This is a genomic window from Denitrovibrio acetiphilus DSM 12809 (genome assembly GCF_000025725.1).
Taxonomy (GTDB): Bacteria; Chrysiogenota; Deferribacteres; order Deferribacterales; family Geovibrionaceae; genus Denitrovibrio; species Denitrovibrio acetiphilus.
This window is the reverse complement of the sequence record NC_013943.1, coordinates 378,744-395,377: the sequence shown is the minus strand read 5'-3', so window position 1 is coordinate 395,377 and position 16,634 is coordinate 378,744. Positions and strand designations below refer to the sequence as shown.

Below are 16,634 nucleotides of genomic sequence, written 5' to 3'. Positions count from 1 at the left end.
TTACTCACCTGCCTCGGATTTTCTGTCTTCGAGAACTTCACCAGTGAAGACCCAGACTTTGATACCGATTATACCGTAAGTGGTCATAGCTTCTGTTGTGCCGTAATCTATGTCAGCTCTGAGTGTTTGCAGAGGCACACGACCTTTGATATACCACTCAGTTCTCGCCATATCAGCACCAGCAAGACGACCCGCACACGCAACTCTGATACCGAGTGCGCCTGACTTCATTGCCTGAAGTACAGCTTTTTTCATAGCACGTCTGAAAGCCACACGACGCTGGATCTGCATAGCGATGTTCTCAGCTACAAGAACTGCGTTGATCTCTGGCTTTTTGACTTCTCTGATAACAAGAAGCACTTCTGATTTTGTAAATTTCTTAAGCTCTTTTTTGAGCTTATCGATCTCTGAACCCTTTTTACCGATAACAATACCTGGGCGTGATGTGTTCAGAGTTATTCTGACACGTGTTCCCATACGTTCGATACCGATTCGGGAGAGACCAGCCTGCATAAGCCTGTCTTTGAGGAATTTTCTTATTCTGATATCCTCAAGAAGCTGCTGCCTGTATTCTTTTTTGTTAGCATACCAAACCGATTTCCACGGCTTGTTCACGCCAACTCTGAATCCATTAGGGTTTACCTTCTGTCCCACAAATACCTCCGTTAGTCAGAAAGAACTACTGTTATGTTGCTGGTAGGTTTGCGAAGACCGGTTGCTCTACCATAGGCTCTTGGCAGGAATCTCTTCCAGACAGGACCCTGATCAACTCTAACCTCTTTCACAACCATACGGCTAGCATCAGCGTGGTTGTGGTTCTCCTCTGCGTTGCTTGCAGCGGATTTAACAGCCTTGTAAAGGATTTTAGCGCCTTTATTAGGAGTAAATTTAAGGATGGCAAGAGCCTCCTCAACTTTTTTACCCCTTATAAGGTCTGCTACAGGGCGTGTCTTTCTAGGAGAAACTCTCTGATATTTTGCACGAGCTATAGCTTCCATCTTATCTACCCTTTACTTTTTTATCGTCTTTCTTATGCCCTCTGAAGGTTCTGGTAAGGGAAAACTCACCGAGTTTGTGTCCCACCATATTTTCAGTAACATAAACTGGTACGAACTTGTTTCCGTTATGTACGGCAAATGTAAGCCCGACCATATCAGGAAGTACTGTACTTCTTCTTGACCATGTCTTGATGACTTTCTTATCGCCGCTCTCTTTAGCTGCTGTCACCTTCTTCATGAGGTGGTCATCTATAAACGGGCCTTTCTTTAGCGATCTAGGCACTAGTCAATCCTCCTACTTCTTCCTGCGGGTAACGATGTACTTGTTGGACGGTTTGTTCTTCTTCCTTGTTTTGTATCCCTTTGTAGGAACACCCCAAGGAGTAACTGGGTGACGACCACCACTGGTTCTACCTTCACCACCACCGTGTGGGTGATCGATTGGGTTCATGGCAACACCACGAACGGTAGGACGAACGCCTTTCCAACGGGACCGGCCCGCTTTTCCGATTTTAATGTTCTCATGCTCTTGGTTAGAAACCTGACCTATGCTGGCTTTACACTCAGCTTTAATGAGTCTGATTTCACCTGAAGGCATGCGGACGTGGCAATAGGTTCCCTCTTTAGCGAGAAGCTGTGCGTATGTTCCTGCGGAACGGGCAAGCTGTCCGCCTTTCCCGGGCCTCATTTCCACGTTATGTATTACTGTCCCGACGGGCAGGTCTTTCAGCATTTTAGCATTACCGAGTTTAATGTCGGCTTGCTCGCCACTAAGAACCTGATCGCCTACTTTAAGACCTGTTGGAGCGAGTATATATCTTTTCTCACCATCTGCATAGAAGACAAGAGCAATTCTTGCACTTCTGTTTGGATCGTATTCGATTGTTTTTACGTTCGCTGCAATCCCGTCTTTATTTCTTTTAAAGTCTATCAGACGATATTTCTGTTTATTACCGCCACCCTGATGCCTAACTGTAATGCGGCCGTGGTTGTTACGACCTGCTTTGTTGTGCTTTGGGGCGAGAAGTGATTTTTCAGGCTTTGAAGCTGTAACATCCTGAAAATCACTGTTGGTTCTAAACCTAACACCATCTGAAGTCGGTTTAAACTTCTTAATTCCCATCTAAGGTATCCTCTCTTATACAAACTCCAGTGTTTCGCCATCAGCCAGAACAACAATTGCTTTTTTAGTATCGTTTCTTTTGCCTGTTGTGCGTCCGAAACGTTTCTCTTTACCTTTGGTGTTCATAGTTCTGACATCTTTCACCTTAACATCAAACAGTTTTTGTACTGCCTGTTTGATCTGAAGCTTTGTAGCTCTCGGATCAACAGCGAAGGTTACTTGATTAAGGGTCTCTTTAGCCTCAACAGCTTTCTCTGTGATAATAGGCTTTTTAATAACATCATAGATAGTTATCATACGAGCACCTCCTGAATGCGTTCAACTGCATCCTTGCAAACAAGGATTGTTCTGGAGTTGATTACATCATAAACGTTAAGACCGTTAACATCGAGAAGGTCTACGTATGGAATATTGCGGAAAGCACATACTGCTTTGTCGTCAAGCTCCTTAAATACGATAAGTACCTTTCTGTCTGCAGCGAAATTCTTAAGGATTTCAACTGCTTCTTTAGTCTTCCCGTTCTCTACACTGAGAGCATCGAGTATATGTACTGCACCGGCCTCTGTCTTCGCTCTGATAGCGGATTTAAGAGCATTCTTAATCTTTTTCTTAGGCATGCTGTAGGAGTAGTCTCTTGGCTGAGGACCAAAGCATGTAGCTCCGCCTCTCCAGATAGGAGATTTTCTGGAACCAGATCTTGCGCGACCTGTACCTTTTTGTCTCCAAGGTTTTGCACCTCTACCGCCCTTCATCTTTGCCCTGTTCAGAGTAGAATGAGTACCGGCTCTTCTGTTTGCGAGTTGCATAATTACAACTTCGTGCATGAGGGAGGATTTTACAGGATATGACATAATTTCGTCACTCAGATCAATCGTCCCTACTGTTTCGTTTTTTACGTTTTTAACGTCAAAAGTAGCCATTAGTTCCTCTGATTACTTCTTAGCCTTAACTGCTTCTTTGATGTATACAATTGCATCATCATGGCCTGGGATAGCACCTTTTACAAGCAGCAGGTTAGTTTCTGGGATTACTTTCACCACGGAGAGATTCTGTACAGTGACTTTTTTGCCACCCATCCTTCCGGGCATCTTTCTGCCTTTAGGGGTTTCACCTGGAAACTCACACATACCAATAGAACCAGGAGCTCTATGGAAGTGAGAACCGTGTGTTTTAGGTCCACCAGCAAAGCCGTGACGCTTCATTACACCCTGAAAGCCTTTACCTATTGAGGTACCCTGAACGTCTACGAGATCGCCTTCCTCGAAGACATTAACATCAACCTGCTGACCCACTGTTATCTCCCCAGCTTCGCCCCTGAATTCTTTCAGGAACTTCATAGGCTTAACGCCCTGCTTTTTGAAATAACCGGCCATGGGTTTGTTTACTCTTGTTTCTTTAACAATTTCATCAAAACCCAGCTGAATGGCAGAGTACCCGTCCTTTTCTTCTGTTCTTACTTCGGTAACAACACAGGGGCCCGCAAGCACGACGGTGACAGGCACAACAGTACCGTCTTCATTAAAGACCTGTGTCATTCCTACTTTCTTACCAATAATTGCTTTTGCCATTTCTCTTTAACCTTTTAAAGTTTTATTTCTACGTCAACGCCGGCAGAAAGTTCGAGTTTCATAAGGGCATCAATAGTCTGAGGGTTGTGCTCAAAGATGTCGATGAGCCTCTTGTGTGTCCTTACTTCAAACTGATCTCTCGCTTTTTTGTTAACGTGTGGAGACCTGAGAACTGTAAACTTTTCGATACGGGTAGGAAGCGGGATAGGTCCAACAACCTCTGCACCTGTACGTTTAGCAGTGCTGACTATGTCCTTCACTGCCTTGTCCAGTATTTTGTAATCGAAAGCTTTCAGTTTAATTCTTATCTTTTGATTTTCCATTAGGTCCTCGGGGTTACTCAGATATCTCTGTTACAACACCGGCACCAACTGTTCTACCACCCTCACGGATAGCGAAACGAAGACCTGCGTCCATTGCAATCGGAGTGATAAGCTCCACATCACAAGAGATGTTGTCACCAGGCATTACCATCTCTACTCCCTCAGGAAGTGTGATGATGCCTGTCACGTCTGTAGTTCTGAAATAGAACTGTGGACGGTAGCCTGTGAAAAATGGGGTGTGGCGGCCGCCTTCCTCTTTAGTAAGGATATAAGCTTCTGCTTTAAACTTACGGTGAGGGGTGATGGAACCTGGCTTAGCAAGCACCTGACCACGCTCTACGTCATCTTTCTTGATACCACGGAGAAGTACTCCGACATTATCTCCAGCCTCACCCTGATCAAGAAGTTTACGGAACATCTCAACTCCGGTTACTACTGTCTTTACTGTATCTTTAATACCTACGATCTCAATCTCTTCAGATACTTTTACAACTCCACGCTCAATACGTCCTGTCACAACTGTACCACGTCCGGAAATTGAAAATACATCCTCGATAGGCATAATAAAAGGCTTATCTATGTCACGCTCAGGTTCAGGAATGAAATCATCAAGTGCCTGGACAAGCTCTATTATTTTCTCTTCATAAGCTACATCACCTTCAAGAGCTTTAAGAGCTGATCCCTGAATGATTGGTGTATCATCGCCAGGAAACTCATAAGCACTGAGAAGATCACGGATCTCAAGCTCTACAAGCTCAAGAAGCTCTTCGTCGTCTACCATGTCACATTTGTTCATGAAGACTACTATCGTAGGAACTCCTACCTGACGTGCAAGAAGGATGTGCTCACGTGTCTGAGGCATAGGACCGTCAGATGCACTTACTACAAGAATTGCTCCGTCCATCTGTGCGGCACCTGTGATCATGTTTTTTACATAATCCGCGTGACCCGGACAGTCTACGTGTGCGTAGTGGCGAACTTCTGATTCGTATTCGACGTGAGATGTCGCAATGGTTATACCGCGCTCACGCTCTTCTGGAGCTTTGTCGATATTTGCGAAATCCACTGCCTCACAAAAACCGCGCTTACTAAGAACTGTTGTCATTGCGGCTGTAAGGGTTGTTTTACCATGGTCTACGTGACCGATTGTACCCACGTTTACGTGAGGTTTCTTCCTTTCAAATTTTGCCTTGGCCATTATAGGTCCTCCAAAAATTTAAAATATTTATTTTAGTTAGTTTTCATTATTTCTTCGGCGACGTTGTTAGGCACCTGAGTGTAGTGGTCGAAATGCATAGAGTAAGTAGCTCTACCCTGTGTAATAGACCTCAGCTGAGTTGCATAACCGAACATCTCCTTAAGCGGAACCATACATTTGATGACTTGAGCGCCGCCTCTCATATCCATCCCTTCAACCTTACCCCTTCTGGAGCTAAGGTCACCCATAACATCACCTGTGTATTCATCAGGTGCAACAACTTCAACCTTCATGATAGGTTCAAGAATAACGGGCCCTGCCTTTTTGGACAGATCTTTGAATGCCATAGATGCAGCGATTTTAAACGCCATCTCGTTTGAGTCGACATCGTGGTAAGAACCATCAAACAGAACAGCCTTGATATCTTCCACAGGGTAACCTGCAAGACAGCCGTTAGAGAGTGACTCTTCGATACCTTTCTCAATAGCAGGGATATACTCTCTAGGAACAGAACCACCAACGATTTTGTTCTCGAATACAAACCCTTCACCTGGTTTAAGCGGATGAAGTTCCAGACATACGTGACCATACTGACCACGACCACCAGACTGCTTAATGTATTTTCCTTCACCGGACACAGACTTAGTAATTGCCTCACGGTAAGCAACCTGAGGATTACCAACATTTGCTTCAACCTTGAATTCTCTCATCATTCTATCAACGATGATTTCAAGATGAAGCTCACCCATACCGGAAATAATTGTCTGACCAGTTTCTTCATCGACTTTAACTCTGAAAGACGGGTCTTCCTGAGCAAGCTTCTGGAGAGCCTGTGAAAGCTTTTCCTGATCGCCTTTTGACTTAGGCTCAACTGCTACGGATATAACAGGATCAGGGAAGGTCATAGACTCAAGTATGACTCTATGGTCAGGATCAGAGAGTGTATCACCAGTAGTTGTATACTTAAGACCTACAGTGGCGCAAATATCACCAGCATAGATATCTTTGATCTCTTCACGTTTGTCGGCGTGCATTTTAAGAAGACGTCCGACACGTTCTTTCTTGTCTTTTGTGGAGTTTACGACATAGCTGCCCGCTTCGAGTTTACCGGAATAAACTCTGAAGTAAGTAAGCTGTCCCATATAAGGGTCTGTCATAATTTTAAAAGCAAGAGCTGAAAACGGTGCGTTATCATCAGCCGGTCTCTCTTCTTCCTGCTCAGTATCAGGGTTAATACCTTTGATAGCCGGAACATCAAGCGGAGACGGCATATACATAGTAACAGCATCGAGAAGAGTCTGAACACCTTTATTTTTAAAGGCTGTCCCGCAAAGCACAGGTATGAAGGAAATATTTATAACACATTTTCTGATACCGGCTTTTATCTCGTCTACAGTAAGCTCTTCGCCTTCGAAGTATTTCTCCATGAGAGCCTCGTCAGAATCAGCAACAGCTTCGATGAGTGCAGTTCTGTACTCTTCGGCCTGCTCTTTATATTCTGCGGGGATGTCAACAACGTCAAAAGAAGCACCGAGCTCCTCTCCGTTCCAGATGACAGCCTTCATCTCTACGAGGTCTATAACACCCTCGAACTTTTCTTCAGCGCCGATAGGGAGCTGAATAGGCACAGGGTTTGCACCGAGTCTCTCTTTAAGCTGATTAACAACATTAAAGAAATTTGCGCCTGTTCTGTCCATCTTGTTGACAAAGGCGATTCTCGGTACTTTATATTTATCGGCTTGTCTCCATACAGTTTCAGACTGAGGTTCTACCCCGCCAACTGCACAGAAAACTGCACACGCACTGTCGAGCACTTTAAGGGAACGTTCAACTTCAATAGTAAAGTCAACGTGTCCCGGTGTGTCGATAATGTTAATGCGGTGGTCTTTCCAGAAACACTGAGTAGTAGCGGATGTGATAGTGATACCACGCTCCTGCTCCTGTTCCATCCAGTCCATTGTTGCATTACCGTCGTGCACTTCACCGATTTTGTAGTTTACACCAGTGTAAAAGAGAATCCTTTCAGTTGTAGTAGTTTTCCCGGCATCAATGTGGGCCATGATACCAATGTTTCTCTGCATATCGAGAGCAACTTTTCTAGCCACGCAGATCCTCCATTACCATCTAAAGTGAGCAAAAGCTCTGTTTGCTTCTGCCATTTTATGTGTATCTTCTTTCTTTTTGAAAGCGATACCTTTGCCTTCAGCAGCGTCCATAAGCTCGCCAGAGAGACGATCAACCATTGTTCTCTCTTTTTTGCCTCTTGCAGCTGCTATCAGCCATCGAATACTAAGTGCCTGTTTTCTAACAGAACGAACTTCGATTGGCACCTGATATGTGGCACCACCAACTCTTCTTGATTTAACCTCAAGTGCCGGTTTCACATTCTCAACAGCCTGGCGGAAGACTTCAATACCTTCCTTACCGGTACGCTCTTTGATTGTATCGAGCGTCTTGTAGAATACTCTCTCAGCGACAGATTTTTTACCATCATACATCAGACTGTTGATAAACTTTGTCACCAGAGTGTCGCTGTAAACGGGGTCGCCGAGGACCTCACGTTTTTTAGCTACTCTTCTCCTTGCCATATTAATACACCTTCTTACTTAGGTTTTTTAACGCCGTATTTGGAACGGCTCTGCTTTCTGTTCTTAACACCTTCTGTGTCAAGTGCTCCCCTTACGATCTTATAACGTACACCGGGAAGGTCTTTTACCCTGCCACCCCTAACAAGAACAACTGAGTGCTCCTGAAGATTGTGACCGATACCTGGAATGTAGGCTGTTACTTCTATGCCGGAAGTAAGTCTTACCCTTGCAACTTTTCTAAGAGCCGAGTTAGGTTTCTTAGGTGTAGTTGTGTAAACCCTTGTGCAAACTCCTCTTCTCTGAGGGTTCCCCTGAAGGGCGGGCGACTTGGTTTTTTCAACCTGTTTCTTCCTGCCTTTTCTAACTAACTGGTTAAGTGTAGGCAACGTCGCACCTCCTTTATATTTCTTTTACCCTGAGACAAGACGTAATCCTCCCATCTCTAGGGCGAAAGAGCATGTAATCTACCAATACAAGCAAGTATTGTCAAGTATTATATTGATATTTGCAATCCACTGTGTATTCCTGCCGGAAACACTATGCAGAGTTGCGTTTAGCTAGTTTTGAAGTAATCGGTGGTTCTGATGCTGAACAGCCATTCGCAGGGTGAATGTGACCCTGACGTAGAAGACTCAAAAGAAAAGGGGAGCAAATGCTCCCCTTAAAAATATATCTAAAGCAACTTTATTTTACTTCACCAGATGCAGATGTCTCTGCTTCCGGATTTGGTCTGAGAAACTTGTATTTAGTGTTACATATGTGTTTAGAACCTGTACCGGCAGGTATCAGTTTACCCATAATAACATTCTCTTTAAGTCCTCTCAGTTCATCAAGCTTACCTGAACAAGCCGCATCCGTGAGCACTCTTGTTGTCTCCTGGAATGAAGCAGCAGAGATAAAACTCTGTGTGTTAAGAGCAGCTTTTGTAATCCCCTGAAGAATAGATCTACCTTGAGGAGGTCTGAGACCTTTATCAAGTGTCTCCTGATAAACCTTAACGAATTCAGCCTTGTAGACTTCTTCGTTAGGCATAAAGTTAGAGTCACCCGGATCTTCAACGATGATTTTCTTAAGCATCTGACGTGCAATTACTTCAATGTGTTTGTCGTTAATATGCACACCCTGCTTACGATAAACTTCCTGAATTTCATCCACGAGGTATCTTTCCAGAGCTTCTTCACCGAGTACAGCAAGGATATCGTGAGGGTTGATAAGACCATCTATGAGCGCCTCACCAGCTTTCACCCTGTCACCTTCGTGTACATTGATGTATCTCTGTACAGAAATATTATAACTCTTTTTAACACCCGTTTCTTCGTTCGTGATGGTCAGTTTCCTGAGACCTCTTGCTGTATTTTCTATAGTCACAATACCGTCGATCTCCGCGATAACCGCAGGATCTTTAGGTTTTCTTGCTTCAAAAAGCTCTGCTACCCTAGGAAGACCAACTGTAATATCTTTAGTCTTCTGAGTATCACGAGGTATTTTAGCCACTATATCACCAGGCAGGATCTCGTCATTCTCCTCAACCATAATGTTCGCACCAACGGGGAGGATGTATCGCTGAACAGTTTTATTATTCTCATCCTTAATAGAAACACGAGGTTGCTTACGTCCCCTTGTGTTACTGATAATTACTTTCTGAGACAGACCTGTGATGGAGTCGATATCTTCTTTAAGAGTTTCCCCTTCAACAATATCGCCGAATGCAACACGACCTTTGAACTCTGTCATAATTACAGCAGCATAAGGATCCCACTCAGCTATAAGTGCGCCCTGCTTAACAAGATCGCCCTCTTTTGCATGAAGTTTTGTACCATAAGCGATGTTATACTTCTCAAGAACACGCCCTTCGGGGTCTATGATTTTAAGTAAACCATTTCTATTAAGTACAGTCGGCTCTCCATATCTGTTGTCAACAATCTTCATCTCTTCAGTAGCAATACGGCCACCTATCTTAGCGTTAAGGCTGGACTGCTCAGCAGATGATGACGCAGCACCACCAATGTGGAAAGTTCTCATAGTAAGCTGTGTACCAGGTTCACCGATGGACTGGGCTGCTATAATACCCACAGCTTCACCTGTTTCTACTTCCCTGCGGGTTGCGAGATCAAGCCCATAGCAATATTTACATGCGCCATGTTTTGCCTCACAGGTAAGAACGGAGCGAACCTTCACTCTGTCGATACCAGCTCTTTCTATCTTTTTAACGATATCACCTGTGATAAGTGAGTTACCTTCTACGATAAGATCATCTGTCACAGTATCATAAATGTCTTCAAGTGTGTAACGTCCGTAAATACGCTCGCCAAGTGACTCAACTATTTCAGAACCTTCCATAAGGGCAGATATTTCGATACCTTTAATGGTCTGACAGTCGTCAATTGATATGATAACATCCTGAGCAACGTCAACAAGTCTTCTTGTAAGATAACCTGAGTTCGCTGTCTTAAGGGCTGTATCCGCAAGACCTTTACGAGCACCGTGAGTAGAGATGAAATACTGAAGTACTGTCAGCCCTTCACGGAAATTAGATATAATAGGTGTCTCAATGATCTCACCAGACGGCTTGGCCATCAGCCCCCTCATCCCTGCAAGCTGTGAAATCTGCGCCTTAGAACCCCTCGCACCTGAGTGCGCCATAACGTATATAGGGTTATAAAAGCGTTCACGCTTTTCAGTTTTAGACTTGTCACCACCGATGTTCTGGATAGTTTTCATCAGCTTGTCTGTAATAGTGTCGTTGGTAGTAGACCATGTGTCAATGATCTGGTTGTAACGCTCACCTGATGTAAGTGCACCTTCACGGTAGTGTTCGTCAATCTCGCGCACTTTTGTATTTGCCTGATCAATAAGATCCTGCTTCTCAGCAGGGATGATAAGGTCATCAATACATATGGAGTAACCGGCTTTAGCAGCATAGCTGAAACCAAGGTTTTTGAGTGCATCAAGGAAGTTTACTGTATGGTAGTTGCCGAGACGCTTGTAAACAGTGTCTACAAGTGTCACGAGATCTTTTTTGCCAAACAGCTTATTCACAACATCAAATTCAATCCCTTCAGGAACAATAGAGTAAAGTATTATCCTGCCGGGAATTGTGTCATAGTATTTACCGTTTATACGTACTTTGATCTCAGCATGCATATCAACTTTGCCATGATCCAGTGCGATCATAACTTCGTTTGTGCTGGAGAAAGTTTTCCCTGCACCGATAGCATTTCTCATCTCACGTGTGAGATAATATATACCGAGAACCATATCCTGCGTAGGAACTGCAAGCGGTTTACCGTGCGCAGGGGACAAAATGTTGTAGGAAGCAAGCATCAACGTACGTGCTTCAAGCTGTGCTTCATAAGAAAGCGGTACGTGTACAGCCATCTGGTCACCGTCAAAGTCAGCGTTAAACGCAGGACAAACGAGGGGGTGAAGACGGATAGCTTTACCTTCTATAAGTACAGGCTCAAATGCCTGAATACCGAGCCTGTGCAGTGTGGGGGCACGATTGAGCATTACAGGATGTTCCTTAATAACCTCTTCCAGCACGTCCCATACTTCTGGTCTCTGCTCCTCAACCATCTTTTTAGCTTGTTTAATTGTGGAGGCAATGCCTCTCTCTTTTTCAAGCTTGTAGTAGAGGAAAGGTTTGAAAAGCTCCAGCGCCATTATTTTAGGAATACCGCACTGGTGCATGTTCAGGGTAGGTCCCGCAACAATAACGGAACGTCCTGAATAGTCAACCCTCTTACCAAGAAGGTTTTGACGGAAACGACCCTGCTTACCTTTGATCATATCTGAAAGGGATTTAAGAGGGCGCTTGTTAGAGCTGCGAATCACCCGACCACGACGACCGTTGTCAAACAGTGCATCGACAGCTTCCTGAAGCATACGTTTCTCATTTCTTATAATAATCTCAGGAGCGTTAAGTTCCATGAGCTTTTTCAATCTGTTATTTCTGTTGATAACCCTTCTGTAAAGGTCGTTAAGGTCGGATGTTGCAAAGCGTCCGCCGTCCAGAGGAACAAGCGGGCGAAGTTCCGGCGGAATAACCGGCAGAACATCAAGTATCATCCACTCCGGTTTGTTGCCGGATTTACGGAACGCCTCAACAACTCTCAGCCTTTTAGCAAGCTTGAGCTTTTTCTGCATACTTGTGGTATCACGGAGCTCCTCTTTCAGCTCTATGAGCAGAAGGTCGAGATCGACTTTTTTAAGGAGGTCTTTGATAGCCTCAGCACCGATTTTAGCTTCAAAAGATCCGATACCCAGCTCTTCTACAAGTTTACGGTATCTGTCTTCAGTCAGCAGCTCACGCTCTTTCAGCGGAGTATTTTTAGGATCAGTAACGATGTATGACTCGAAGTAGATGATTCTCTCTATATCTTTTATAGAAAGGTCAAGTATGGAGCCTATACGGCTGGGTGTCCCTTTAAAGAACCAGATGTGACATACAGGAGAAGCGAGGTCGATATGCCCCATCCTCTCACGTCTCACCTTCGACTGGATAACCTCAACACCGCACTTTTCGCATACGATGCCTCTGTGTTTCATACGTTTATACTTACCGCAGAGACACTCCCAGTCTTTAACTGGTCCGAAGATTTTCGCACAGAACAAACCATCTCTTTCAGGCTTGAATGTACGGTAGTTAATAGTTTCAGGTTTTGTCACTTCACCTGAAGACCATGAAAGGATCTTCTCAGGGGATGCTATTTTAATACGAATAGCATCAAAAAACTGTGACTTCTTCTTGTCCAAGGTACTCACTCTATCCATTATGAGTCCTCCATATTATCATCGTCATTATGTTTATTATCATTCTCAGGCATCTGAAGAACTCCGTCCTCATCCATCGAGAGCAGATCCATATCCAACGCAAGACCCTGAAGTTCTTTTATAAGAACGTTAAATGACTCCGGCATGCTAGGAGTAAAGCTGAAGTTACCGTTAACGATAGCTTCATAAACTGTTGTACGTCCTTCAACGTCGTCAGACTTAACAGTAAGCATCTCCTGCAGGACATTCGCAGCACCGTATGCCTCAAGTGCCCAAACCTCCATCTCTCCGAGCCTCTGCCCACCAAACTGTGCTTTACCACCGAGAGGCTGCTGTGTAACAAGTGAGTATGGGCCGGTTGACCGTGCGTGCAGTTTAGTATCAACAAGGTGGTGAAGTTTCAGGATATACATAACACCGACTGTTACTTCCTGCTCAAACCGCTCGCCTGTACGTCCATCGTAAAGGACTGTCTGTCCGTCTTCCTGAAATCCGGCCTCAACCAACATTTTTTTAATGTCAGATTCTCTGGCTCCGTCAAAAACTTCAGTTGCAACTTTCATTCCGAGCTTACGTCCAGCCCAGCCAAGATGCACTTCAAGCACCTGTCCAACGTTCATACGGGAAGGAACCGCAAGGGGGTTCATAACTACATCAACAGGTGTACCATCCGGCAGGTATGGCATGTCTTCTGCTGGGAGGATTCTGGACACAACACCTTTGTTACCGTGTCGTCCAGCCATTTTGTCACCAACAGAAAGCTTTCTTTTGATAGCTACATATACTTTCACAGATTTTAGAACACCAGCCGGAAGTTCATCGCCCTTCTCAACTTTTTTCTTTTTATCTCTGAAATATTCCTCTGCGGCCTGCACTTTTACAAAATACTGACCATTTACAGATTGTATGTGTGCTTCAAATGCGCTCTGCTCATTTATTTCTATCTGAATAAGGTCTGTATAAAGAAAATCTTTAACGAGCTCGGCGGTGAGCTCTGTATCTTTAGCAATCCTTATCTCATTATTAGAGTAATCTGATTTAAGCTTTTTACCTACGAGGAAAGAGCTTATCTGATCATTTCTTGATTTCTCAAGTGCTTTCAGCTCTCTTTCATAATCCTTCTGGATTGACTCGTACTCAGCTTTTTCGATGATCTCTGTTCTTGAGTCCTTTTCAATGCCTCTTCTTGTCATTACCTGTACATCAACAACAGTACCTGTAATACTTGGCGGAACTCTCAGAGATGCATCTTTTACGTCTCCTGCCTTCTCACCGAAAATGGCTCTGAGCAGTTTTTCTTCAGGAGTCGCCTGTGTCTCACCCTTCGGTGTAACTTTACCTACAAGGATGTCTCTGGGCTTAACTCTCGCACCGATGCGGATAATTCCGCTTTCGTCAAGATCCTTCAAAGCTTCGTCAGACACGTTAGGTATGTCCGCAGTTATCTCTTCAGGTCCAAGCTTAGTGTCCCTTGCCTCAATCTCGAATTCCTCAATGTGTATAGAAGTATATCTATCTTCTTTAACAACATTTTCAGAGATAAGAATGGAGTCCTCATAGTTGTAACCCATCCACGGCATGAATGCGAGAACCATGTTCTGACCGAGAGCAAGCTCACCATTATCAGTGGCTGGTCCTCCGGCAAGCATGGCACCCTGCTCAACTTTCTCACCCGGTTTAACAATAGGCTTATAGTTGATACATGTATCCTGGTTGGATCTTCTATATTTCACCAGATCATAGACATCAAGACCGAAATCATCTCCGTCTTTATATCTGACTGCAATTTTAGCTGAATCTATATATTCAATAACTCCCGGTCTTTTCGCTGTGATAACCGCACCAGAGTCAACAGCAACTTTCCCTTCCATACCTGTCCCCACTATAGGTGAGTCAGTTCTGACAAGAGGAACAGCCTGACGCTGCATGTTTGACCCCATCAGAGCACGGTTAGCATCGTCGTGTTCAAGAAACGGAATAAGCGCGGCGGAAACTGAAACTATCTGCTTAGGTGAAATATCCATATACTGGATATTTTCTTTACCAGTGAGGAGTGAATCACCTTGGTATCTTGCAGCCACGAAATCCCTGATGAATGTACCGTCAGGGTTCAGAGGAGCATTCGCCTGAGCGACATAGTAATCCTCTTCTTCAATAGCAGACATATAAACCACATCATTTGAAACAACACAGTCATGTACTTTTCTGTATGGTGTCTCAATGAAGCCGAACTCATTCACTTTAGCAAACGTAGTCAGCGATGTGATAAGACCGATGTTCGGTCCTTCAGGAGTTTCAATAGGGCAGATACGTCCGTAGTGAGACGTATGCACGTCACGCACTTCAAATCCTGCTCTGTCACGGTTAAGACCACCAGGTCCGAGGGCAGACAGCCTTCTTTTGTGAGTGATCTCACTAAGCGGATTAGTCTGATCCATGAACTGTGAAAGCTGGTAGCTTCCGAAGAATTCCTTAATGGAAGCAGAAAGTGGTTTAGCGTTCAGCAGATCCTGAGGAGTGAGATCCTCAACATCCTGTATGCTCATCCGCTCTTTAACTGTCTTCTCCATTCTGGAGAGTCCGATCCGTATATGGTTCTGAAGCTGCTCACCGGCAGCTCTTACCCTTCTGTGTCCGAGGTGATCTATATCATCTACTTTATCAAGCCCTTTACGAATGTTCTCAAGAACACGCACAGTCTCAACAATATCCTCAGCAGTCAGGGTTGTTGTATCAAGGTCTACATCGAGACCAAGACGTTTATTTATTTTAAGACGACCAACTTTGGAAAGGTCGTATCTTTTCGGGTTAAAAAAGAGGTTATCAAAGAGAGTTTTAGCAGTCTCCTCAGTTGCAGGCTCGCCGGGGCGAAGTTTCTTATATATGTCGATAAGAGCTTCTTCCTGTGTCTTCACTTTATCAACAGCAAGGATGTCACGCATAATGCTGTCTGATGTAAGTCTGTCTATGAAGAGAACCTGAAATTCTCTGATGTTATTCTCTTTAAGTTTATCAAACATTTCTTCGCTTATAGCTGTATTAGACTCTATCAGCACTTCGCCGTCAGGAGTTACAACATCTTCTGCAAAAAATGTATGTTCAATGTCTTCAAAAGCAACAGGGATTTTTTCGATCTCTGCTTTTACCATTCTTTTTCTTGCTGCTTTGGTAATCTTATGATTGGCTTTAACAACGACGTTGCCTTCTTTATCAAGAATATCAAGGCTGTTGCGCAGACCAAGGATGATGTCCTCGTTAAATTCTTTGAAGATTCTGTCCCTTTCATCAAAAGTTATTTTCTCTTTTGTATAATAGGTATCAAGAATATCTTTTTCTGTATAGCCAAGCGCCTTTAGCAGAACGGTAACTGGTATTTTACGTTTTTTGTCGATCCTAACATACATGATGTTTTTAGAATCGAAGTCGAAATCTATCCATGAACCTCTATAGGGGATTATTCTCGCACTAAACAGGTGTTTTTCCATAACACCTTTGGATGCAGTCAAATCTTCGAAGAAGATACCGGGGGAACGGTGGAGTTGGTTAACGATAACCCTTTCAACACCATTTATGACAAAAGTACCTCTGTCCGTCATCATAGGTATATCGCAAAGATATACTTCTGACTCTTTCGCAGAGACAACCATTTTTTCGCCGGTCTCTTCGTTTACATCATATGTCACCAGCCTGACTTTTATCTTAAGCGGCGCAGCGAAGGTTGTGCTGCGGTCAATGGCCTCACCGGGAGTATATTTATATTTTTCAATACTATAGCTTATATACTCCAATACCGCAGTTTCATTAAAATCGGTTATTGGGAAAATCTCACGAAAAACTTCCTCTAGCCCTTTTACAACACGAGTCTCCGGTGTATATTCGGCCTGAAGGAAATCAACATATGAATCTCTCTGAACTTCAATAAGGTCAGGGATGTCTATAACCTTCTGAATTCTTGAAAAGTTACGTCTCTCGGTGGGTTTGCTGGTCAAATACATTCGTTTCACCTTCCGGTAATTTTTAAACGAAAGACGGGGGAGACAGTGCTCCCCCATACTATTAATGC

General features: G+C 44.0%; 14 protein-coding genes. All 14 read right to left on the bottom strand.

Translation table 11 applies throughout. From position 1 onward, the window contains the following. The 14 genes from rpsC to rpoB all read right to left on the bottom strand — a co-directional run bounded on the left by rpsC (position 1) and on the right by rpoB (position 16,566). On the bottom strand, positions 1-654 hold the full coding sequence (gene rpsC, locus DACET_RS01905; protein ID WP_013009722.1) for a 30S ribosomal protein S3: 654 nt from the start codon (positions 652-654) through the stop codon (positions 1-3). Between the two features lie 11 nt (positions 655-665). Next, a complete protein-coding gene (rplV, locus tag DACET_RS01900; RefSeq protein ID WP_013009721.1) occupies positions 666-998 on the bottom strand; it encodes a 50S ribosomal protein L22 in 333 nt (110 codons plus the stop codon). A 1-nt stretch (position 999) separates the two neighbouring features. Further along, positions 1,000-1,281: a 30S ribosomal protein S19 gene (gene rpsS / locus DACET_RS01895; RefSeq protein ID WP_013009720.1), complete on the bottom strand. Its 282-nt coding sequence runs from the start codon at positions 1,279-1,281 to the stop codon at positions 1,000-1,002. Between the two features lie 12 nt (positions 1,282-1,293). Then, on the bottom strand, positions 1,294-2,121 hold the full coding sequence (rplB, locus tag DACET_RS01890; protein WP_013009719.1) for a 50S ribosomal protein L2: 828 nt from the start codon (positions 2,119-2,121) through the stop codon (positions 1,294-1,296). 15 nt (positions 2,122-2,136) lie between these two features. After that, positions 2,137-2,418: a 50S ribosomal protein L23 gene (locus DACET_RS01885; protein WP_013009718.1), complete on the bottom strand. Its 282-nt coding sequence runs from the start codon at positions 2,416-2,418 to the stop codon at positions 2,137-2,139. After that, positions 2,415-3,041: a 50S ribosomal protein L4 gene (gene rplD / locus DACET_RS01880; RefSeq protein ID WP_013009717.1), complete on the bottom strand. Its 627-nt coding sequence runs from the start codon at positions 3,039-3,041 to the stop codon at positions 2,415-2,417. The genes DACET_RS01885 and rplD overlap by 4 nt, the downstream gene beginning before the upstream one ends. A gap of 12 nt (positions 3,042-3,053) precedes the next feature. Further along, on the bottom strand, positions 3,054-3,689 hold the full coding sequence (rplC, locus tag DACET_RS01875) for a 50S ribosomal protein L3 (RefSeq protein WP_013009716.1): 636 nt from the start codon (positions 3,687-3,689) through the stop codon (positions 3,054-3,056). 14 nt (positions 3,690-3,703) lie between these two features. Then, a complete protein-coding gene (gene rpsJ / locus DACET_RS01870) occupies positions 3,704-4,012 on the bottom strand; it encodes a 30S ribosomal protein S10 (RefSeq protein WP_013009715.1) in 309 nt (102 codons plus the stop codon). A 13-nt stretch (positions 4,013-4,025) separates the two neighbouring features. Then, the gene (gene tuf, locus DACET_RS01865) at positions 4,026-5,210 is read right to left on the bottom strand and encodes an elongation factor Tu (protein WP_013009702.1); all 1,185 of its coding nucleotides are present in this window, start codon (positions 5,208-5,210) and stop codon (positions 4,026-4,028) included. Between the two features lie 32 nt (positions 5,211-5,242). Next, positions 5,243-7,315 (bottom strand): elongation factor G, encoded by a 2,073-nt coding sequence (gene fusA, locus DACET_RS01860; protein WP_013009714.1) that lies wholly within the window; start codon positions 7,313-7,315, stop codon positions 5,243-5,245. A 12-nt stretch (positions 7,316-7,327) separates the two neighbouring features. Continuing rightward, complete coding sequence (rpsG, locus tag DACET_RS01855; RefSeq protein WP_013009713.1) at positions 7,328-7,798, bottom strand: 30S ribosomal protein S7; 471 nt, start codon at positions 7,796-7,798, stop codon at positions 7,328-7,330. 14 nt (positions 7,799-7,812) lie between these two features. Continuing rightward, entirely contained in the window at positions 7,813-8,184 is a 372-nt protein-coding gene (rpsL, locus tag DACET_RS01850; protein ID WP_013009712.1) for a 30S ribosomal protein S12, read from the bottom strand. 298 nt (positions 8,185-8,482) lie between these two features. Beyond that, positions 8,483-12,571: a DNA-directed RNA polymerase subunit beta' gene (rpoC, locus tag DACET_RS01845; RefSeq protein WP_013009711.1), complete on the bottom strand. Its 4,089-nt coding sequence runs from the start codon at positions 12,569-12,571 to the stop codon at positions 8,483-8,485. Further along, positions 12,571-16,566 carry a DNA-directed RNA polymerase subunit beta gene (gene rpoB, locus DACET_RS01840; protein WP_013009710.1) on the bottom strand — a complete coding sequence of 1,332 codons (3,996 nt, stop codon included), beginning with the start codon at positions 16,564-16,566 and terminating at the stop codon, positions 12,571-12,573. Before rpoB ends, rpoC begins: the two co-directional genes overlap by 1 nt. Positions 16,567-16,634: the final 68 nt, after the last annotated feature.